A 21,903-nucleotide genomic window follows, 5' to 3' on the forward strand; every position below is an offset into this window, starting at 1 on the left:
TCCAAGCTGATTAGCAACCTCTATTCCTCCTTTTGACCAGCTGGATAAGCCATTTGGCCGACTGTGAGGACCATTTAAAGCTGACCTTGCTCAGGTATCGTTGGTTTTTGTCATTGGCTCACAGGAGGGTGCCATACCTGGAACCTCCATCGAATAGAGCAGGGGCTCAGTTTTTTTTCGTCTTACAGGGTCAGCTGCAAAACGGTCTGAAAGTTATAGGAGTTGTTCCCCTCGGAATAGACGTAAGTGCCTCGCGTGCTGAACCTCAGGTTTTTGCTTATGGACCAGACCCCCAGCATCGACACGTTGTCGACCGTTCTGTCCTCGACAATCAGATGGTCCAGGTTCATTCTCAGGTTGATGGTGTCGGAAGAGACGAGAAGAAGACTCAGGTTCAAGGCGACCCTGTCCCTGCTTTCCTGACCCCGCCTGGCATCATTGAAATAGGTGCCGCTCATGTTGACAAAGTCGGAGGGCTGATAACGCAGGCCGAGAGTCGTTCCGGTTTCCTGAAGGGTCCTGCTTTCGACGGTGGACTGCACGTCGCGATACCTGAAGATCGCAAAGCCGTCCAGGCTCCGCCTGAGACGGGCGTTAAGTTTCAAGTTGCTCGTTAATATGTCGGTCACCTGCGAATCCCCCTCGATTCCCAATTCATCCAGGGTTTCGTAGGAGGTCGTCCAGTTGGCGCCCAGGTCGGGATAAAGCTGCAAATTGTTGTTCAAGGTGTATTTGTTGCTTTCCCCCATCAGTTCTCCGCCGGTGTATCTTTCCCGGCGGGTGACGCCTAAGGAGGTCCTCACCGTTCTCAACAGCCTGGTCCCCACGCCCAGGGCGTAGGTTCGGCTGACCGAATCAGGTTCTCCGGTCTGGAGATAAGTCACCTGATTGAAGTTCAGGGTCGGCGAGAAACGGCGGTGGGGGCGCCACTGGAGCGAACCGCTCACAAACTGCCGCTCGTTTGTCGTGGTCGTCGTCGAGAGCTCCCGGTCAACCCGGTCCAGGGAGAAGTTGCCATTGAATTTCAAGGTCCTGGAGAGGTTCACGGTCGTGCCGACGTTCGTGAGGTAGCTTTCCGTGGTCCTGTTGTTGACCGTCCCCGTGAGTCGCTGGAACACCTTGATCTCGACAAACGACAGTGGAACGACGGTCTGGTTGAAGGCCACAAGCATGATTTCGCTTTCGGGGCTGCCCCCGAGCAGGTCTCCTACCGCCAACTCGATCCTTCTTGCGTCGGAGTCAAACACGAAGGGGACCTGGGTGTTGACAAGTTCCCATTCATCGAAGGGGTTTCTGACATAGAGGGACCATTCCAGGGCCGAAATCTCGGCAGGGGACAACTGGGTCGAAGAACCGAGATAAAGATGCACGGAGTCCATGATCTCGGGAAGGTCGAAATCGATCCCGAGATGCGCGCGCAACTGGCCGTCGACGACAAACTCGGGATCGTCGAATTCGGGAAAATCGTTGGGCCTGTCGCTGAGGACGGCATTTACTGTCGGTTCGATCTCCGCAGGGTCCGGATCGATAACGGGGTCAGAGACGGCGGACGATGTGGTCAGCCCTTCCAACTGCTGATCGAAGGAGGACTGGCCGGACGTCGTTTCGGTTTCAGTCGTGCTGTATTGCTGGGAAAACTTTAAATAGATTCGATCTTTCCAGAGTCGGGCATCTGTTTCAACGCGTCCAAAGTGCGTAATGCTGTCGACCATGACGTTGCTGAGCGGTTCTTCCGTCTGATTGTTGGAAAATCGGTAATAAAGCTTGGCCAGGTTCAGATCGAATTCGAGGGCCAGGTCGGAGTTTTCTTCGATGGAGGTAACCTCATCCATGACCGAGTCCGTCCGCTCTTCGTAATTGAGCCGAATGATGGGCCAGTATGGAATACGCCAGTTGTTGCTCAGTCCGGCTCCCCAGACCTGGGTCGAACTTTCAAAGCCCCGATTGTTCTCACGGAACATTTTCTGGCCGGAGAGGCGGGCGGTGAATATGTCGTTTCTCAGGACCACCCTTCCTGAAGGAGTCAGCACTTCGGTGGTCAGCGGTTTCATCTGCCGTTCCACAGTGCTCTGTGTTCGATCCACGGTATTCTGGGAATACGTCACGCCTCCAGCGAAGCTGATCGCGTCGGTCAACCTGTAGTTCAGGGTTGGTTCTACCCCCAGGCTGTATCGCTGCAGGAATTCATCCTGGGTCTCCGCGGCTGACCCCCCGAACTGTCGATACAGCCAATAAGCATTGAAATCGATAGCGAATGCGGGCGACAGGGCGCCGGCCGCCAGAATGAAAAGGAGCAGGGAAAGAATCGGCAGACAAGGAGGGAATCTCACATTTCTCAAGTGAGGAACCAACACCTTCAGAAAGTTGACGGCACGGGCGCGATGCCCCTGGGGAATCCGGTTGCCAACCATATCAACAATCCTGTCCTGCCACTTCAATCGCGCCGTTCCTTGCAAGAGCAGCGCAACGACTCAAAAAAATGGGGGGGGGTACTTCCTGGGCTACAGAGTTACCGCTCGGTAAAATGACATTCCGTGCTCATCCGCCCTTTTGTATGACAGTTCATATGCAATCAATCTGCCATTACGACTGATAGAGCGCACAATTTAAGGGCGAAATCCATGAGGCAGATCAACGAGGGGTGAATTTAGATGGTAAAAAGCACGTAATGCTATCAGATCAATCAAGAATGATACAAGCCAAAAAAAAATATATCCAGGTGCGCCGGAGCGCACCTGGATATTTTTGACAATTACATTATAAAGCCTAAACCATCACCTGACTTAAATAATCAGGCGAAATTACTGCTTCGAGGTGTGGCAGGCGAGGCAGCCATCGCCCGGATCGCCATTGCCGGCGACCTGAGCATCGTAGTCGAAGGTCAGCATGTGGCGGTACGGGGTTGCATGGGAGCCGTGGCAGGACAGACACATAACCATGTCGCTGCCGGCGGTGACGGAAGCGGACTGGCCACCGGTGATGTCCTGGCGGGCAACCTTGGTGTTGACGTTGTAGGTGGTCATGTCTTCAAACTCGCCGCCGGTGGGCAGGACGTAGTCCGAAGGATGGCGCAGGAAGGCGCCGGAGGTGCCGTTGCCGTCGGATCCGTCACCAACGGTGTGGAAGAGGCCGTGGCAGGTCGTACAGAAACCGCTCTGCGAGTTATTCGGAACCACCAGGATGGAGTCCCAGGTCATGCGGGAGCCGAGGCCGCCGTTGGCGCCGTCGTTGCCTTCAACATGGCAGTCGCCGCAGCTCTGGCCGACTTTGGCGCCGGGCTTGCCGTAGTACTCGTTGTGGCTGTTTTCGTCAACGTTTTCCCAACGGTCGCCGTCGACGTCGTTGCCGAAACCTTTGAGGCCCGGGATCAGGCGATAGCCCGCGGCGACATAATCAGCATCGTGCTGGGTCGGAACGGCGACGTTGGTGGCGTCTTTGACGCCGTCGGTGATCTTGTGGTGAGAACCGGCGATGGCGGCCATGCCGGTACGCTTGACGGCGTTCTCGAAGGTGTCGTCAGTGGTGTCGCCAGCGGTGCCGTTGTCATTGGTTGAGCCGGAGAGGAGCTGGGAGCGGGTGCCGTGGCAGCCGCCGGCGCCGGCGCAGGAGAAGGTGTCGAAGTTGGTGACGTCGGTGTAGACGACAGAGTGGGTGCTGTCGCCACGGTACTGGCCGGGAGCGTTGCCCTGAGCATAGTTGGGGTCGCCGGCGAACAGTTCCTTGACGTTGTGGCCGCTGTGGTTGCCGGCGCCGCCGGTGTTGATGTACCGGAAGTTACCGCCGGCCAGGTCGCCGGTGGGGTCGGCGTGCATGACCTGGGGAACTTCGTTTCCGCCGTAGTCGACGATCTTCTTCATGGTGCCGGCGGGGTTGGTGGCGTGGCAGCCGATGCAGTCGTACTTCAGCAGGTTCGCCAGAGGAGTGACCGTGGAGCTCGTGCCGGTGTAGACACCGCCGGCATAATCGCTCTTCTTCGCCACAGCCTGACCTTCATAACTGTTGTGCATGGTATGGCATGCGGAACAGTCACCTTCCAACGCCATTGCAGATGTCGCCATCGCAAAGGACAAGAGCATGATTGCTCCAAATACAAAACCCTTCTTCATTTTCTTCCTCCTTTTTCTTGCCTGGAAATAAAGTAGAACCCATGGCCTCTGAACCTGCACCATGCAGGCCCTTAAGGCCGCCTCGACCAAACCCAACGAATCAACATTCCATTGGGGTTAAAACATACAAGGTAAAAACATACAGAATTTGAATTTTCACAGATAGCTTGCAACGAGCGGACCAAAATAAAAAAATAAGTTCAAATTAATGGAAAAGCCAGCAAATACGGGCTTTGTGTGGGAGAGCATTCCCTTTGCCGGCACCAGCGCATGACTGTTCAGCGATGTCTGCCGAATACGACTCGGTTAATTCACCAACCGGCCACCGGCGATATCGCCAGATGCTTTCTGCGCAAATGCACAGTGCCGGAAAACGGTCAATAATCCCCGTGTTTCCGCAGCAGAGGCGCGGCTCGGTGTCGGGACTGTTCGGCCGCTGAATACAGTGGATATTCTTCGTGGTTTTTTTTGAATCAGCGCCGCAAGAACATCACGGACCAGGGAGCATAGAGCCGGAAAAGAGGCACAAAAATCGGTAGGAGGCCGCGCGTGAAAAGATGAAGCGCCTGATTCAGATCTATAAGGCACTGCAGAGGGAGCAAACCGCAGGGAGAAAGGGCTTACCGAAGCAGCGGCTCTGCTGCTGTTTGAGAGAAAGTTTTTTGGAGGACCGCGAGGACGCGACGGGTGCCGTTCGGGGTTCTGGAGCAGAAAGGGCGGGCGGCGCTCATCATTTCAGATGGCAACCCCGGCATAGGGCGCTGTCGCGGTTTTCCATGGCGTAGAATTGTCCAAGATGAGGATTGTTGCCATGGCAGGTGACGCAGGTGATTTTCCCCTCGTGGAGTACGATCTCGGGGGGGAGGCTGCTCTCAGGAACCAAGCCTTTGTTTCCGTCTGCCAGTTCGGCATAAGAGGCGCTGATTAAATGGCCACCGCACCTTTCGCTATTTTGCCCGATGAGACAATATCGGACACCTATGGCTTCAGAGCCGTTGTGGCAGGCCAGACAGGCTGATGAGATCGGGTCTACCCCCGCGTTTCCACCAGCCGTGGCGAGGGACATGAGCAACAAAGCGATGAGACAGAATACGGGCAGGAGACGCATCGGGTTCCTCCGTCTTCAGAGCTATCCCGAATTTAACATCTCAACTCGAACTTGCAACCGGAGAGAAAAATACTCTTCGCTCTCAATCAGGCACAAAGGCAGGATCCGGCCTGAGACATGCCCCGCACCACGAAAAACCCCCGTCCGAGCATCCGGGCGGGGGTTTTCATCTGTCAAGGCAGATGCTGCAGCGATTTACAGCTATGTCTCGGCTGTCACCTGGATCCGCATAACATGCCCTGTGAAGTGATCCTGTATGGGCATGGTTCGGAAGCGGCGACTCACTTTTTGCCTCCCTGCTCCTTCTGCTGCCCTTTCCATCTGTTGAGATCGTGAGCGATGCTGTGGCATTCACCGCACTTGGGGAATTTCTGGTGCATGGCAGCGGCGTGAGGCATACCGTGGCAGTCGGAGCACTGGGGCACCGTCTTGTGCTTGCCTGCGTGGCAGTCGACGCAGGCAACATTGCGGTGTTTGGTCTCACTGGCCGTCAGCAGGTTGAATGCAGTGTCGTGACAGGCAGCACACTGGATGGATGACGTTTCAGGCCCAAAGGCCAGCTCCAGGGGTTTGTGGGCCTGGTGGCAGGTATTGCAGTCAGCCTGGGTCATGTTCTGCGAATGCGGCTCATGACACTGGACGCACTCGGGGATCACCCCATGCTTTTCGGCATGGCAGAAGTTGCATGCCACCTGTTCGTGTTTGCTGGGATTGGCGGTCAGTTCCTGGCCCTGCTGCTGATGGCAGGTCAGACAGACCTCTTTCAGCTCCCCTTCAAAGCTGATATCGAGGGGGGCATGAGGATTATGGCAGCCCTGACAGTTTGCGATCTCGAAGTGCGGAGCACCTGCATGGCAATTGCTGCATTGGGGGATATTGTTCTGAATCTTCGGGCGATGGCTTTCATGGCAGGACTGGCAGTCGACTTCCGTTTTGTGCGCCATTCCCTTGGCGGCAATTTCGCTAGGCTGGCTTTCGTGGCACTTTACGCAGTCGTCGATGGCGAGGGTCGCTTGCCCGCTCCAAACCGTCGACATGGAACCGGCAAAAAGCAAAAATACAGTCGTCAAAAACAGTTGCTTTTTCATTAACTCTCCTCCTGATCCTTATTACAGTTAGGGAACCGGCATGCATACGGCAACCGGCGGTTATAAATAAACGACATTTAAACACCAAATGAAGGAGCGAGTAAAGTGTTTTAATTTACATAATGATGTTCCCCCGACGGCCGAGACGTCGTCGACCGTCCCGTTGCGTCGCTGTCCGCCGTCGGTCGCACTTCGATGTCGGTGGCGTTGGGGTTATGGCAGATCACGCAGATGCCGATCTCGTTGGTGCGGTTGTTGCCGTGCAGGATCAGGGTGCCGCGATGATAGAAAAACCCCACAGCTCTGGAGGGGGTGAGCCGTGGGGCAAATTCTTTTTTGGAGGTTCTGAAGAAGGTTGCATTGGACCTGCGGCCGCACAGATCTTTGGCGCTCCAGGCAGCCTGCCACAACAGCCTTTCAATGGTTATCAGGATAACCGTTCATCCAAGAGAAATAAACGCGGGCTCTCGTCGAAAGGCAGCAGTGATCATATCATTGGCTCCGGATATTCCTGAATCGTTTCAACCAGGCCTGAAACTCCGTCTCTTCCGGCTCCAGTTCGAAAGCGTTGATCAGGCCCCGCCGAAGGGCCACGGCTACCGCCCGGTTGCGCAGATTGAAGGCGTCACCGAATTTTTCACTGTGAAACTGCTCCTGATCGAGACCCAGTTTACAGTAGAGGGAATTCAACCGGCTCTGTACCCCCCGGCGCGACAGGTAACGTCGCTGGGCGATCAAGTTGTCGGTCAGCCCCAAAGAGATGTCCACGAGCGCTTCGAATTCGATGTCGGAGAGAGCCGTCTGGCTGGCCCGCGCCCGCCCTTGGACCTTGCGCACCTCGGGATCAATCCAGCATTGCTCTTCGAGCAGAACGGTTCGAATCGCCGAGGCGATGCGGTCGCCGGGGCTCGACTTGAGGATATAGCCGTAGACCGTTTCCGCCGGCACAATTCGGGCGAGGGATCGGACATACATCTCGTCCTTGTACTGACTCCAGAAGATAATCCTGGCGTCGGGCTTGCGCTCCCAGAGTGCCCTGGCGAACTCGACGCCGTTGAGCTCCGGCATCTGGATGTCGCTGATCACCAGCGGCGTTTCCCTCTCCATCGCCATTTCAAGCGCAAGCTGCCCGTTATGGGCCCGCTCAATCTGGCATTCTTCATCCCATTGAGAGATGAGCCTCTCGAGAAATTCGAAATCCTTGGGATTGTCTTCGGCAATAAGTATTTCTATTTTTTCCATACGTTCATACCTTATGCTTTCGCGAGAAAGCAAAATAGCAGATGGCTAAGCAAAAAGCGCCAAATGCAAGGCGCGCGATTGTCGAGCAATGAGGCGTACTTACGTACGTTGAAGCAGCGAGAGCAATTGCAGCAACGCAGCAGTTGGTGAGTTTTTGCCGCGCCATCATACCTCTTTGCCGACTCCGTTGAGCGGCAGCGCCAGTTCGAAACGTGTTCCCGTCGAAAATCGCGAGCGACACCAGGTGGCGCGGGCTCCAATGGCATGGGCCCGCTCCCGCATGTTGTGGAGACCTCGTCCGCCTCTCGCGGAGGCCGTAAGGGGATTGAATCCGATTCCGTTATCCTCCACCGAAAGCACCAGTTCACCTCTTCTGATATCCAGATTGACTTCGTAACGGGTTGCGTTGGCGTGTTTGATGACATTGTGAACAGCTTCCACAGCGATCCGGTAGATAGTCAGGCGAACGAGCCTGGCAAGCTCTGCATTCTCGGATTCGGGCGAAACGTAAAAGTGATACTCAGGGAGGTTTTCCTTGGCAAGGTGGCGTTCCAGATGGGATTCCAGGGCCGCTCCCAGACCGAGGATGTCCAGGGTCTGGGGATGCAGGTTGTCCATGACCTCCCGGAGATTGGTCATCGCCTTCTGCAGATCTTCCTCAAGAACGGCGGCATTGGTTCGACATATATCTTCGGTTTTCAATTCCTGAATACCCCGCAAAATAGCAGAGAGGTCGGAGAGGGTCTGGTCGTGAATATCCATGGCGATTCGCCGGCGCTCCTCCTCGGCTCCTTCCAGGAGTTTTTCGGCCCCGACCACCCTGATAAGTCTCTCCGTCATGCGGTTGATGGAGAGGGTGAGATCATCCAGTTCATCCACAACCTTTTGCGGAGGATCGGGGGGAGAGAGGTTTCCGCCGGCGATCCGGGCGGCACTGTCGGAAAGTACCTGGATGCGCCGGAGAAGTCGGCGGGCGAAGGTAAGGGAAAGGAAGCTTCCCAGAAGAATGGCGGCGCCGAGAACGAGGATGGAGATGAATGTCGTCCGGGCCACCAGCTCGTCCATGTCCTGCGCGTGTACACTTCCCAGCCGTTCTCGATTTTTCTTTGCAATTTCCGCAAGAACGTTCAGCTGAGATCGCAGCTTGGAGATGGCTGACTCATATCGTTCAACTTCGATGCCGTGTTCGGGATCGAGCCCGACCAGAGCTTCCCCTATGATCGCCCTGGTGTCCTCCGGCACTTCCATATGAGAGAGAATTCGCTCAAGAGATGCATTCAGGAGGAGATAAAGCTTAACCACCTCTTCCAGGCGGTCGACGGCTATCAGACCATGCCCCTTCAACACCTCGGTCAGGTTATTCAATCGCTGGACGGCCATGTCCGCCTCGACGATGGCGACGATCATGTCTCCAAGTTTTCTGGCTTTCTGTCGTTTCACCGTGAGGTCCCAATAGGTGTACTGCATGAAGCCCAACAGAAGAGCCAACATGAGCAGGACCGCAGCGGGAGCCATAAGGATCTGATGTTTAAGGGTAAGGCGCATCGGCTAAACGTATCACACCCGCAGGATAAATGCACTGTGCTCTTGCACAATTAGAGAATGTGCTCTTTTCTGTACGTCGGGCCGGGAGTTTGCCTTCGGCTTCCTTCGGATTCCACCTCGCGGTGGACACCCTTGCCGTTCGGCTAGCGGTTCCCGCCATTCGGGGTCCGCAGGGGACTTTCACCCCCAAGTCATCCAGTCGTCACCACAACTACCGGAACAGCGCCAGTCCAGGCTACTACGCGCCATGACTGGCGCACCATAAAAAAGCCCCCGCAAATGCGGGGGCTTTTTTATGGTGCGTTCCATGGCAGTTGAGAAAGATCGTCAGGGCCTGACCGCCGCGACGGACGTTCCCTGCACCGCGTTGTTGAGAATGCCGTCATCCAGATCGTCTATGGAATCGTAGGCAGTCTGGAGGACGTACTTGTAGTTGTGCATGTCGCCGCAGGGATCCTGGTTGGAGTGGTAGTTGTACGCTGCGGCCAGCAGCTTGTCGTCGAACGCGGAATAGCTCCCCTCGCCTTCATCGGCGATGCCGTTGTTGTTGGCGTCGGCAAACCAGTAAGGATAACGTCCCGCTGCATAGGCGATCGGAGTGCCCACGACACCCTCCGCATAGGCCCGGATCTGCGTCAGCAGCAGCTCCTCCATCCCGGCGATTTCGCCCTGGAAGCTCTCTCCGGCCCCGTCGCCGTCATAATCGACGTCGGGGTTCCCTAAGTTCCCGAAGGGGAGTCCCAGATTCTCGAAACTGCTGAGGACACCAGGATAGGCCGTGCCGCTGTCGACATGGCAGGTCTGGCACCGGGTAATATCCGGTTCAAAGGTATGGTTCGCGGCGTCTTCCCTCAGATGGCACCCGATGCATCTTCTAAGAGAGTCAAAATGACCTCCAAGGGTTCCCTGGTAGTTGTTTTCCCCCACATAGGTCCGTCCTGGGTATTCGAAACCAGCCGTCACCTCTGTGCCGAAGCGGATGGCGGCGGCGGCGAAATAGTGGCGGTTGAGGAAACGATGGGGACCGCCGGGATTGGCGGCGATCGCATTGGCAACCGTCAGGCCCGACTCGCGCCCCTGGTGGCATTCGGCGCAGAGGTTGCTTGCGTCGCCGAGGCTCTGGACCGCGCCCGAGGGGAAGACGACCTCATCGACCGTGCGGGTGGCGCCGAGCTCGAAATCGCCCTCGGCGTTCTTGGCCATCAGATCGTGGCAGGCGACGCAGGCAACGACCCGCGGGCCGCCAGCCAGGTCGAGCTCGTCCTGGGGCACTCCCTGGACGAAACGGGCGTACTCGGTGCCCGAGTGGCACTTCATGCATACGCCGGAGGAAAAATCATGGTTGAACGGCTCGCCGAGGTAGTCGGCGTGTCCCGAGGAGGCCCATTGATTAGCGATTTCCACGGCGTTCGCCTGGGCGAACTTGGTGGCGCCGTGGACTTCGTGGCAGTTCAGGCAGGCGTTGTCGTCGGCGGCGTTGATGTTGTAGCCGGGGATAAGGACCGTCGTCCCATCGGTTGGATCGAGGAAGCGGAAATGGGTGTCCCAGATGAGCCGGTTGTCAGCAGGGGTCGGGTCGGCTGTGGGCCCGGCGGTGGCGCCATGATGGGGCAGGTCGTTTATCTCGGAAGGTTGGACCGGGTCGAAAATCAGGTTATAGGTGAAAAGATCCGCATCCTCGTCAATGATGTAGTTGAGAAATACCTGGTGGCAGGCGGTGCAGAGGTTGACCTGGCTGGAGAAGTTCTTTTTGCTGATTCGGTTGTTTTCCGCATCCCTGCCGAATTGGGTCCCCTCACTGTCGCTGGTAACATTGGTCTCAGCGACTCGCAGGGTGCCCGTCTCGTGCGGATCATGGCAGGTGCGGCACTGAATAGGGGCATCACCGACCGGCGGCTCGATTGCAAGAGCCTCTTCGAGATTTTCGTCATCGAGGCCGCGTGTCCCGGCGACAAACATCCGGAAGCCTTCGTCGGAGTGGCAGCGGAAGCAGGGCGCCGTCGTTCTGGCCGGATCGGCATGGGCGCTCTGTCGGTAGTTCTCGATGATGTTGAGACCCTCGGGATGGAAACCGGTGACATCCGGCAGGTCCCTGTGGCACTTGCCGCAGACCTCGAAGTCGGGGCTGAAAGTGGGAATCGGGCCGACACCGAAATGCTCGCCGCCGGGACCGTGGCAATTCTCGCATCCGACCGCCGCCAGCCCCTCCGCGGGAACGTTTGCCGGATCGATATGTGCTTCGAGGCCCGGGCCGTCGCCGAGCGGATCATGACATGCAAGGCACGATTCCGGGGAAGCGGCGTTGATAGCGGTCGAGTGATTGACGTGCTTGCTTTCCAGGAAGCCCTGAACCGCCTCCTGGCTGAATGAAATATCTTCGTGACAGCCGATGCAGGTGGCGGCGCCGACAAAGGCGATGCCCGTATCGGGATCCGTTCCAAGGTCCGGCCCCCTCGTCTGATCACCGCCGGAATCGCGGTTGCTGCCACAGCCTCCCAGCACCAGTGCCAGGAATGCTGCCAAAACCAACAGGGTCAACTTCGTCTGTCGCATGCCAACCTCCTTTTTCGAGTTAAATGAGATAGTTCGTTATTCTAATGACATTTCCGACAGGTTCTACCGCCGCTGGCCCGGTCGAGCCGTCCCTTGATGTCATCCCAGTCGCTGGGGTGAGGATTGACTCTCAGGCCCGTTCTGGCGCTGTGACACTTAAGACAGACGTCCCCCTCGGGGTGGCAGGCCTGGCAGGTGGCCAGATTCTTGCGCGCCTCGCGGGCATGCTGGGGGGACCACTCGTGGACCGGCAGAACCGAATCGGGATGGCAGGTCTGGCACTGGCTCTCGTTGAACTGGGCATGGGCCGGACCGGTCGGTCCAACGGTGATATCGCTCCAGCCCCTGCGATGAGAGAGGACCGCCAGATCCTCCGGAGCGAAGTTGTCGTGGCAGTCCCTGCAGAATTTCGATTCGTGACAACTGGAGCACAGCTGCGGGTCGGTGCGGGCGGCGATGGGATGGGTGACGTGAAAGTCGCTGCGATGCACGTTGATCATGTTGTTGCCGAAAGCCCCCATCTCGTCGGCAAAGCCCGACTTGTGGCACTCCAGGCAGTCGACCTGCTGGTGGCAGGCGGCGCAGTCATAGGTGTTTCCCTTGGCGAAGGGGCGATGATTGAGCGCCCACACAGGGCCGTGGGTCTTCAGTGCCGGGAACTCGACCTCCTGAATGAAATCCTCTTCATGGCAGTTCAAGCAGACAGCCTGGTCGGGAACGATCGTTCCCGGCCCGTTGAAAACAACCGTGTCTTTCTCCGGATCCATATGGCAGGTAGCACAGGGCTCGCCCTCCAGGATGGCCAGATGCTCTGCATGATCGAAGGTCACCGCCAAGGCCGGAGCGGCCATACTCAGGATGGCAAGAACAATAAGTAAACTGCGAATCATATTGTTGCTCCTTTATCAAAAGAGAATGTTCAGGCGAACGCGGCCCCGGTAATATTCGTCCCAAAGATCGCTTTCGATTCTCTCCACCTTGGCCTGGACATTGACCGTTCTGGTGACGTAGGCGGTCCCGTCGACCCACACGCGCGAACTCGTAGTTTCGTCGTCGTCCTCTTCCAGGCGCCGCTCGATCACATCCACGTGGGCACCGACACCGGCCTCGAAATACTTGCTGAGCAGCCAGGCCGCGTGCACCTTGACTCCGTATAGATCCTGTCCGTCGCTGTCGTCGCGAACCGTTCCGACCAGGTAACCCGAGAAGCGTTGAGTGCGGATCTTTTCGATCCCCACTTCGAATACATTGGCATCATCGGTTTCTTCGTACAATTCGCGAGAGTATCGTCCGAATGCGCGCAAACCCACGTCGATCCGATAACTCAGTTCCGCCATCAACTCCTCGTATTCATTCACGGCAAAGACCGAATAAATGGAAGTTGCCGAAAAAACCGGAAGGGAATAAAGGTATTCCGCGCGGAGTGTCCAGTCGGGATTCTGGTGATAGTTCGCACCGACAAGGAAGTAGGTCACTTCTTCGGTGAGCCAGCTGTACTGCGTCTCGCTATAGACGTTGAGCAGATTCAGAAAATCGTAGTCGACGTCCAGTCCGATGAGCTCGTGGGAGAGATCGCCACCCTCCCATTTCTGCAGGTAGGAGAGGCCGAGATTGAGGGTGTCGAGAAACCGGCCGGCGATCTCGGTCCCGACGATCAGGTCGTCGGCGTTGTATCCTTCGTAATAGGTGACGTCTCCCCCGCCGAAGAGACTCAGCCTGTAGTTGTCGAGAAATCCGTAATCGAGCTTGAGGCCGTCCATCAGAGAAGCGCCGGCAGTAGTGGAGATGAACTGCCGGCCAAGCTTGAAGTCGAGGTTGTCGATGATGTCCCGCTTCTCAAGGTAAGCGTAATAAAGCTGGCTGTCGACATCCACCTCGTCGGCAAGATCGTCGGCGAGCCGCCCGTAACCCCGGAAGTTGAGTCCCTTGCCGTCGATGTCCTTCACATTGAGCAGAAGATATTGATAAACGGGTACCGCCGTATCCTCCCCGGCGTCGTCGAACCACTCCAGAACCGTGCTCGACCGGCCTGAGACCGAAGCGCCCAGCGCGCTGCCCACCGGCACCAAGGCCAGCAGTACAGCGGCCATGCAGAGCAAAAACCGCCGCCGAACTTTCATGTCGCCTCCTTCATATAATGGCTAAAAAAGAGCCACCTGTCACAGGCAGCGGCTCAAGTCTTCAAGATAAGAAAAAGAAAAGCTGACGTTCATGATACCCTCTGAAGAACAACAAAAAAAACAGTCAATTGTTCAGTAGTTAACCAGACCGAACAACCTTGTCAATACGTTCTGTAATAAATATTTATCTCGGTTCCCCGGTCCGACGGGTTTTTTTCAACTATTTCTTGACGTTGAACCTGCCGCACTCGAAAGAAAGAATCTTACATTTTTCCTTTTAGCTGCGCAAGCGCGATCGTTAATTATATCGAACGTTTATTGAATACAGGATGGACATCCTTTTTGGCGGGTTCATCAGAGAAAGCAATGGGGGCGGCTTTTCAAGCCGCCCCATGATTTTCATAAGCTAAAACAGTTTGATGCCAGGAGTTAATTTCCGTGGCAGAAGTTGCACTGGCCGCCCGTTATTTGAGCATTGTGGCATTCTCCGCAGAAACCATGACCGGATGCTTGTCCATCGATACCGATGGCCTGGGGGGGATCCGTGTCATGGCAGGTGGCGCAATTCCCCTCTTCGCGGGCGACGTGATTCGTGTGGCTGAAGGTGATATTGCCGAAAGCGTTTTCAAAGATCACGGTGGTCGGAGGAGTTGGCGGCTCTGCACCTGCGGTTGTAATCACCACTGCGTCCGAAGCGGTCGCCTCCCCATCGCTCACTTCGAGCAGGATGGTATAGGATCCCGCCACGTCGGGCGTGAAGGTCGGGGTGGACGTGGTCGGGTTCACCAGGGCGGCGGCACTCCCCGCCGGCGCCTGGGTGATGGTCCAGCTGAACGTCAACAGCGCTCCTTCCGGATCAGAGCTGGCGCTGCCATCCAATTGGACCGGGCTCCCCACGGCCACATCGCTCTGGTCCACACCTGCAGAGGCCGTCGGGGCCTGATTGCCGCCCGGCGGAGGCTGAACGCCGTCGCCCGGCCGGGTGCCCGCAACGGAGTTGTTCAGTTGATTGTCGTCCAGGTCGTCGAGGGAATCGTAGAGTGCCTGGATAACATATTTGTAGTTGTGAATATCGCTGCACGGATCCTGGGCGGAGTGGAAGTTGAAGGCCGCCGCCAGCAGCCGGTCATCGAATAGGTTGTAACTGTTATCCGTCCCGGCGATGAAGAAGTAGGGGTAGCTGCCGGGCCTGTACTCGATCGGGGTACCGATGATGGTGGCGGCGTAATTCTGGATCGCCGTCAGCAGAGCGCCGGCCGGAACGTTTACGCCGTCCCCGGCAAAACCGTCGATCTCGCCTTGGAAGCTTTCGCCGGTACCGTCGCCGTCATAATCGACATTCGCCGCGCCGAAGGGCAGTCCGAGCTGTTCGAAACTGTCCACGATGCTCTGATGGCAGAGGTTGCAATCGGTGATTTGCGGCTCGAAGGTATGGTCGGCGGCCCCCGAGCGCATGTGACAGTCAACGCAGACACTCAGTCCCTCTCCGTGCCCCGGGAAGGTGTTCTGTCCGAGGTAGGTTCGACCGGCGTATTCGAAATGAGCGGTGACATCGGAGCCGAAAAGAATGGCGGCGGCGGCGAAATAGTGCCGGTTGATGAATCGCCCGTGCTGGTCGGCCTCATCGATCGCCTGCTGGACATCGACACCGGAAGCGCGCCCCTGGTGGCAGGCCATGCACATGTTGCTGGGGCCGTTCAGGGTCGCTGTGGCGCCGGAGGGGAAGGTCACCGGTTCAACTGCGGTGAAAGTGGCCCGATCGTCCCACAGGGTGTTGGCGTTGGCCCAGAAAGCTGGGTTGTTCCCGTCGGTGTGACAGGCGCCGCAGGACACCACCTGCTGCGGATCATTGACGGGATTCGAAGGTACCGGTTCCTCTACAGAGCCATCCAGGGCAAAGTCACGGAAACCGTCCGCGCTGTGACACTTTGCGCAGGTGGTCGGGATTTCGCCGTCCGCATTCCAATGGTTGAACGGCTCGCCGGCGAAATCGGCGTGGCCGCTCTGCAACCATTGGTCGACATAGAGGTTGGTGCGGGCGGCTGGATCGATGTTGCCGGCCGCATCGAGGGGGAATTTCGCGACATAATCCGCCTCCAGCGCCTGCAGCTCCTCATCGGTGAGGGCGTCGTGGCACTGGTTGCAGGAGTTGGGGACTCCGGCCGAAGGCGCCGTCGAGAGGGACTGCTCGGGACGGATGACGTTGAAGGTGTGCGCACGGATGTCGAAGTTCACGGCCGTTTTGGCCACGAACGGCATATGACATTCGACGCAGTTGCTTGTCTTCAGGTCTCCCAGGTCATCCCCGGGAATCCCCAGCACCGGGTCGGTGTTGTCCCCTTGGGGGTTGTAGACGTGCTGGGTGTGGCTGATGACGGAAGCCTTCAGGTTGGCCGACGGCCCGTTCAGCCAGACGTCCGCCACCGCTTCGAGCGTAATGTCAGCGAAGGGCGCCTGTCCCGCATGGCAGGAGAGACAGAGGGTATTGTCATCAGCTTTGGTCTTGATGCGGATCTCGCCGCCGTTGATGCCGCCGGGGACTTCCCGCTCGGTGACGATCTGAAAACCGGTAGGGGCGTTGTTATCGTGCAGCTCGTGGCAATCGAAGCAGCGGATCACGGCATGGGGACCGTTCAGCATGTCGATGTACTGCTGATGATGCTGACGGGAGGCCACGAAATTGCCGCCGGAAGGCTCGCCGCCCCAGTACTGGCTGTTGAAGCGGCCGGGATCCAGTCCCGAACCGGCACCCGCCGCGGAACCGGCATCCCATACGTAGTAGGCGTTTAGGTCATCGCCGATCTTGTAATGCTGCAGCTGGCCGGTCGCCGGCTCGAAAATCGCCGGGAAGGGGGACCGCCCCGGAGTTTCCTCGCTCGCCTCGGCGAAGAAATCCGTGAAGGTTTCGCGGGAAAGACCGCGGATGTGGCACTGGCCGCAGACCTGGTTGCCCAGATCGACGTCGAGATCGGTCCGGGGATTGAAAATGTCTGTCGGGTCCTGGCTGACCACATGCGCGCTCCCCGGCCCGTGGCAGCGCTCGCAGCCGATGTTGATCTCGTCCAGATCGCCGTCCAGATCGAAATCGATGGCGCCGTTCGGATCTGCCGTGTCGACTTGGGCCGGCTGAACCTGGAGAGGAGTGACGAAGGTTGTGTCAGCCCCGGGGTTCAGCGGGGTGTCCTCGTCATCGATGATCCCGAGGGAGAGCATGATGCCGCGGTTGATGGTCTCGCTGTAGAACGCCGCTCCCTTGGCCTGGTGCGGTGAAAACTCCAGGGGCTTGCGGTGCACGAGCTTGTGCAGGGTCAGCCCCCAGTTCTCCTTGTCCCCATGGCAGGAGAGACAGCGGCTGGAGCCGACGAACGTCCGCTCTTCGCCGTCGATGATGTGGATGGCTTCTCCCGGCAGCGCCACTTCCTGCCCCAGGTTATTCTTGACCAGGGTATAGCCGGTCTGATGGCAGCCGGCACAATCCCCGTCGAAGGCGGCCGAGGCGCCGGGGGTCGTCAGACTGTCATTGCTCGGATTGAACCAGCGCTCCGCGTGATAGGGCACCCATTTGAGCGTCAGTCCATCAGGATGCTCCTGGTATCGGTCATTGAACTGGAGCGGCGAGATGTGCTTGCTGGCGCTGTTGGGCAGTTCCACGATATAGCGCTGCTTATAGTTCCGCTCCCCGCCGTAGGTGATGAAGACGGGGTAGGTGGCCGTCTCGTCGCTTGTCAGATTTTTCACCTGAAGGGCGAATCGGTCGTTCTCCTTGATGATCTGAGCCGAATATTTTTTCGCAAAGGCGTCCTGCGTTTCAGGAAGCCCGGCAATCTCCGTGCCGCCCAGCCCCAGTTCGAAATGGGTGCGCCAGACGTCATCATTCGTGGCTGGGGTTCCCTTGCTGTCGACGTAAAAAACCACCTGTTCGGCCGCTTCGGGATTCGGAGTCACGTCTGTCCCAGTTCCTGGCATACCGGTGCCGGGCGGGCCTTGCGGGCCTTCTGGGCCTTGCGGGCCGCGATCCCCATCGTCACCTTCGCATCCGGCGAGAGCGAGGGCGACACCCGTAAAGACAATCAGTAAAAGACGGATCCACTTCTGTGAATTTTTCATCTGTTTGCCTCCTTTGCCTGATGGATCGATCTTGTGCACCCACCCGAAAGAATAACCATGGGCGCCCCCGACACCGGACCATCTTCTCCCCAGCGAACATGATCAACTCCGAATGAAGCAAGGTTAATCCATTTGATCACCGGAAAATGCTTTGTCAAATGGATTTCTTTTATTTCTTAAGGACTTATGTCTCATTAAACGGACTGAGAGGATATGCAAATGAAAGTAGTGTCTCTCGAGAAAGCCTTCTCTAAAGGAAGAGCTTCGCAAAAAAGCCCCCACGATAGTGGGGGCTTTTTTGATTCATAATAAAGCCCCGCCTTGAATTAAGGCGGGGCTTTGGTTTCCCCCAGGGTCCTGTAGGGGCCCCTGGGTTCTTCTTACAGCTCAGTTATTACAGCTGTCCCTTCTCAAGCATGACTTCCTTCTCAACGTTGGCCCGATAACCGAAATCCTGGGTTGCATGGACCCGGGTGTCGGACTCGGCATGGCAGGCGGTACAAGCCGCTGCCGCCGGACCGATGACGATGTCATCACTCTGGTCTGCGTAGTCCGGGCCGACGGGGTCGACCGTCAGGGGAACCGCGATGCTCTGGTCGGGCGCCTCATAGGCCTCCTCGTTGTGGCAGGCCATGCAGCGGTTCGGCGGCTGCGGGTAATGGACGACAGTCCAGTTGTGGCCGATCGTGGAACCGTTGGTGGAACCGAAGATCGTCTCCCCGTCTTCAGGCCAGCCTTCCGGGAACGGGTAGTCGACCTCGATCGTGTGGGTTTCGAATCCGCCCTCATCGTCAGGGACCTGGATCTGCTCGAAGAGGGGCGGAGCGAAGACGAAGATACCGCGGCTACGGTAGATGGTCCAGGGGAACGCGGCGCTGGTGGGGCTATTCAATATCCGCTTGCTGACACCGTGAATACTGTGGATCATGTGCCGCATGTCGAAGGTCTCGTTCACTTTGCCGTCATAGGTGGCATCGGTGTTGACGGTGCCGTCGGCGTTGACGATCGCAAACCGCTCTTTACGGTTGTGCTTGTCCCCCGAAGACGGGTTGTGGCAGATCACGCAGAGCTGCTCGTTGTCGACGCGGTCGCCGCCGTGCTGATACAGGGTGCCCTGATGACAGCCGAGACACTTGTCGTTGTCGACAGCCATGCGCCGCGGGGTCGCAGCCGACCCGTCCGCGGGATTGAAGGCGAAGGTCGGGGAGGGTTCGCGAACGAAATATTCCTGCCCGACGACTCCGCCGAAGCGATCGGCCGGCTTGCCGCCGACGGCCAGCAGCACCTTTGATGCATATTCGAGCGCCTCCGGATCCATGACCAGTCCGGTGGTGCTTGCGACATTCGCCGCGCAGGTGGTGGTCAGGTCGTCGAAAAGACCCTGGGCACCGTCGGGCTGGCCAGGATTGGCGCCGACAAACTCGTTGACCCAGTCATCGCCTTTGGCATAGGCCAGGTAGGCGCCGAGTTCCTGGAAGGTCGGACCGGCCGAGAGGTCGGTGTTGCAGGGGTCGACCGGAGCGCCGTTCTTGGAGGCCGTCCAGGTGAAGCTCACGTTGGAGCCGTCGGCCGTCACCGATTCAATGGCGAAGGTGACGTTGTCGGGATTAGTGAAGGAGATGTCTTCGCCGCGGAAGAAGGAATCCTCGTGAGAGTCGAGTATGAATTCATCATGGAAGTCTGCGGCTTCATCCTTGGAAGCTGCTATCCCGCCAGGCTCATGACAGCTGGTCGTACAGCTTGAGTTGGGGGTAAGGCTCTGGTGAAGACCGGCCAAGCCACCGCCCGTGGCAACTGCCTCGGAGAAATTCTCCCAGCTGTTGTGACAGCTGAAGCACAGGTAGTAGGAGGGCGGCATGGAGGCCACGATCTCGTTACGGTCGATGCCGCCTTCGTCGCGGTGACAGACAGAGCAGTTGCGCATGCTGGACGGGAAGCCGATGGACCAGCGGTCCTCGATATTCGCGGTATCATCGGCGGCGGTGGTCCGGAAAAAGGTCTCTTCCGGCATGTTGTGCGAATTGTGAATGCCGTGGATGTACTCGGCGAGGTTGCTGCCGAAGATGGGATCTTCATCGGGCACGCCGTCTCCATCGGTGTCAATCTCAAATTGTGTAAACAGGTTGCCCGTGACTTCGTCACGGCTGATGTAGCCGGTCGTCCGCTCGCCCCGCACGTGGCAGATCTGGCAGTTGGAGCCGCCGACCGCATAGTGGAAGAACTTATTGTTCCAGGCAGGGAACGGTTCGTGGCAGGCTTGGCAGGCGCTGTCGGTGACGAGGTCGCGGGTCGGCGGGGTGCCGTTCTCGACGATAACTATCGGCCGCTCGTTGGAAACATCCGACTGCATCTGGATCAGATAGGTCGAGTCCGCGATGACGTTGGCCGCGGGCACGGTAGCGGTGTAGCGACCGCGGACGGCAGGAACGTTTACAACCGTGACGGCGTCCGCGATAGAGTCGCGCCGGAGAGAGGCCGTAGCGAGCAGAGTCGCGTTGGGGGGGAACTCCTGGGTGGGATCGTCGTAGTGCACGTAGGCACGGCGCAGCGTGAAATCATTGCTCGGCACGCCATCCAGCTCGACATCGAAGGTGATCACCAGATCGCCTCCGACGTCCTCCTGGCTGACAACTTCAGCGGTGGCCACGTCCGTTATCTCATGAATCTCCGCGACGCTGTTGTGGCAGACGCCGCAGGTTTCGAGGTCGGGCTCACCTTGGCCCGTGAGCTGGTTCGCGAACTCTTCCTCGGTCCCGGTGAAGCCGTTCTCCACCGCAATGTCAAAAGCGGACTTGCCGGGCGCGCCGTCATCTCCGTCGTCCCCCTCGCATCCCACCAGGGCGACGGATGTGATCAACAGCGCTACCAAAAGAATCCTGCGCAACATCCTGAACCTTCTCATTGTCCTTCTCCTTTCCAAGAGAATGAAAGTAAGGTTGGCCCGGTCCCCCATGGACCTGGACCTGCTTTCTTCACCGATCGGAAATAGACGCATCGGTTAAGTATCAGTTGCAAACAGGATCCGTTCAAAAAGCAGTCTGGGTTTGACTCACGGCTTCGGGCCAATTCCGCCGCTGGAAAACCCGATCTATGCTCAAAGGAAATACAAACACTTAATTTTTAAGCACTTTATTCCTTTATCACAGATTTTGCCGACGTCAAGCACCGGCCCGAAGTTTCTAGAAAGTTGGTCTATAAATTGGCCGCCTCCCCGGTGGTTTGCCGCTAAGAGAGGGAGAATAGAATCTCACTATTGGCTGGCTGAGAGGGGGCGAAACCGCCTCGGCACTTTAGCGTCCGTTTCCGCCAAAGCACTGAACAGGTGGGGGCACCCGCAGAGCAAACAGGTTTTGACAATGTAACAGCCGTTTTTGATGTTGCAAGCGGCAGGAGTGCAGTTTTATTTATTTTCAATCAATCGGAAAAGCTTTTGAAAGTTCGATCTTTTTTCGCGTGAGGAGGGAAGGAAGGGGATTAGCTGGAAAGGATGTGCAGGGATTTTCCTGGAGAGCATGCTGCCCCCCTGGGGTCTATGGGGGAGGCGGGGTTAGCAAAACAATGTGTGGAATCACCGCCCGCCCCATTTTCAAGCGTTGTTTTTTCAGAAATAGGGATTTCTTCCACCAGGCCCCTACTGAACCTTCTTTTGCTGTTCGGCCCTTTTCCGGTTGACAAAATCCTTTCTGACCTGCTCGATCTCCTCATCGGTCAGAGCCGGCGTATTGCCGGAATAGGCGTCCTGAAAGCCCCGGGCCAGCAACTCGGGATTTAGGTCCAGATTCTGCCGGTCGAGGTCCAGCCCGATCACGAGGCCGAGGGCATAACTCATTTTCTCTTCCAGGCTCTTCAGATTGACCATCTCGTGCTTATCCGTCTCCCCACCGAGATGAAGACCGACCGAATATTTTTTATTCCCTTCCCGATCCGTCAGAGAAGAACCTTCCTGCTCCCGCCGACAACCGGCGACAAGAAATACAAGCAGAGTCAGGGCGATAAAGGTGGTGGTCCCAAAGTCTTTTTTCATTCTCATGACT

Annotated in this window: 13 protein-coding genes; all 13 read right to left on the minus strand. The window is 57.5% G+C overall.

From position 1 onward, the window contains the following. Nucleotides 1-182: 182 nt before the first annotated feature. Entirely contained in the window at nucleotides 183-2,411 is a 2,229-nt protein-coding gene (locus DTF_RS0101585; protein ID WP_155890653.1) for a hypothetical protein, read from the minus strand. A 390-nt stretch (nucleotides 2,412-2,801) separates the two neighbouring features. Further along, nucleotides 2,802-4,043 carry a cytochrome c3 family protein gene (locus DTF_RS0101590; RefSeq protein WP_162148578.1) on the minus strand — a complete coding sequence of 414 codons (1,242 nt, stop codon included), beginning with the start codon at nucleotides 4,041-4,043 and terminating at the stop codon, nucleotides 2,802-2,804. A 793-nt stretch (nucleotides 4,044-4,836) separates the two neighbouring features. Continuing rightward, a complete protein-coding gene (locus DTF_RS26800; RefSeq protein WP_162148579.1) occupies nucleotides 4,837-4,989 on the minus strand; it encodes a cytochrome c3 family protein in 153 nt (50 codons plus the stop codon). Between the two features lie 506 nt (nucleotides 4,990-5,495). Continuing rightward, nucleotides 5,496-6,302 (minus strand): cytochrome c, encoded by an 807-nt coding sequence (locus tag DTF_RS21355; protein ID WP_051360689.1) that lies wholly within the window; start codon nucleotides 6,300-6,302, stop codon nucleotides 5,496-5,498. A 110-nt stretch (nucleotides 6,303-6,412) separates the two neighbouring features. Next, on the minus strand, nucleotides 6,413-6,712 hold the full coding sequence (locus tag DTF_RS0101605; protein WP_027713904.1) for a hypothetical protein: 300 nt from the start codon (nucleotides 6,710-6,712) through the stop codon (nucleotides 6,413-6,415). A gap of 82 nt (nucleotides 6,713-6,794) precedes the next feature. Further along, nucleotides 6,795-7,544 carry a response regulator transcription factor gene (locus tag DTF_RS0101610; RefSeq protein ID WP_027713905.1) on the minus strand — a complete coding sequence of 250 codons (750 nt, stop codon included), beginning with the start codon at nucleotides 7,542-7,544 and terminating at the stop codon, nucleotides 6,795-6,797. A 165-nt stretch (nucleotides 7,545-7,709) separates the two neighbouring features. Next, nucleotides 7,710-9,059: a HAMP domain-containing protein gene (locus tag DTF_RS0101615; RefSeq protein WP_162148580.1), complete on the minus strand. Its 1,350-nt coding sequence runs from the start codon at nucleotides 9,057-9,059 to the stop codon at nucleotides 7,710-7,712. 357 nt (nucleotides 9,060-9,416) lie between these two features. Beyond that, a complete protein-coding gene (locus DTF_RS0101620) occupies nucleotides 9,417-11,642 on the minus strand; it encodes a hypothetical protein (RefSeq protein WP_027713907.1) in 2,226 nt (741 codons plus the stop codon). Between the two features lie 41 nt (nucleotides 11,643-11,683). Beyond that, nucleotides 11,684-12,532, minus strand: a complete 849-nt coding sequence (locus DTF_RS0101625; RefSeq protein WP_027713908.1) for a cytochrome c — start codon at nucleotides 12,530-12,532, stop codon at nucleotides 11,684-11,686. Between the two features lie 15 nt (nucleotides 12,533-12,547). Further along, nucleotides 12,548-13,762, minus strand: coding sequence for a hypothetical protein (locus tag DTF_RS0101630; protein WP_027713909.1), 1,215 nt, complete (start codon nucleotides 13,760-13,762; stop codon nucleotides 12,548-12,550). Nucleotides 13,763-14,191: 429 nt separating this feature from the next. After that, nucleotides 14,192-17,707, minus strand: coding sequence for a PKD domain-containing protein (locus DTF_RS0101635; RefSeq protein WP_027713910.1), 3,516 nt, complete (start codon nucleotides 17,705-17,707; stop codon nucleotides 14,192-14,194). Between the two features lie 556 nt (nucleotides 17,708-18,263). Then, a complete protein-coding gene (locus DTF_RS0101645; protein ID WP_027713911.1) occupies nucleotides 18,264-20,771 on the minus strand; it encodes a hypothetical protein in 2,508 nt (835 codons plus the stop codon). A 729-nt stretch (nucleotides 20,772-21,500) separates the two neighbouring features. Then, nucleotides 21,501-21,893: an FKBP-type peptidyl-prolyl cis-trans isomerase N-terminal domain-containing protein gene (locus DTF_RS0101650; protein WP_027713912.1), complete on the minus strand. Its 393-nt coding sequence runs from the start codon at nucleotides 21,891-21,893 to the stop codon at nucleotides 21,501-21,503. Nucleotides 21,894-21,903 lie beyond the last annotated feature (10 nt).

This window comes from Desulfuromonas sp. TF (assembly GCF_000472285.1).
Classification (GTDB): Bacteria; Desulfobacterota; Desulfuromonadia; order Desulfuromonadales; family ATBO01; genus ATBO01.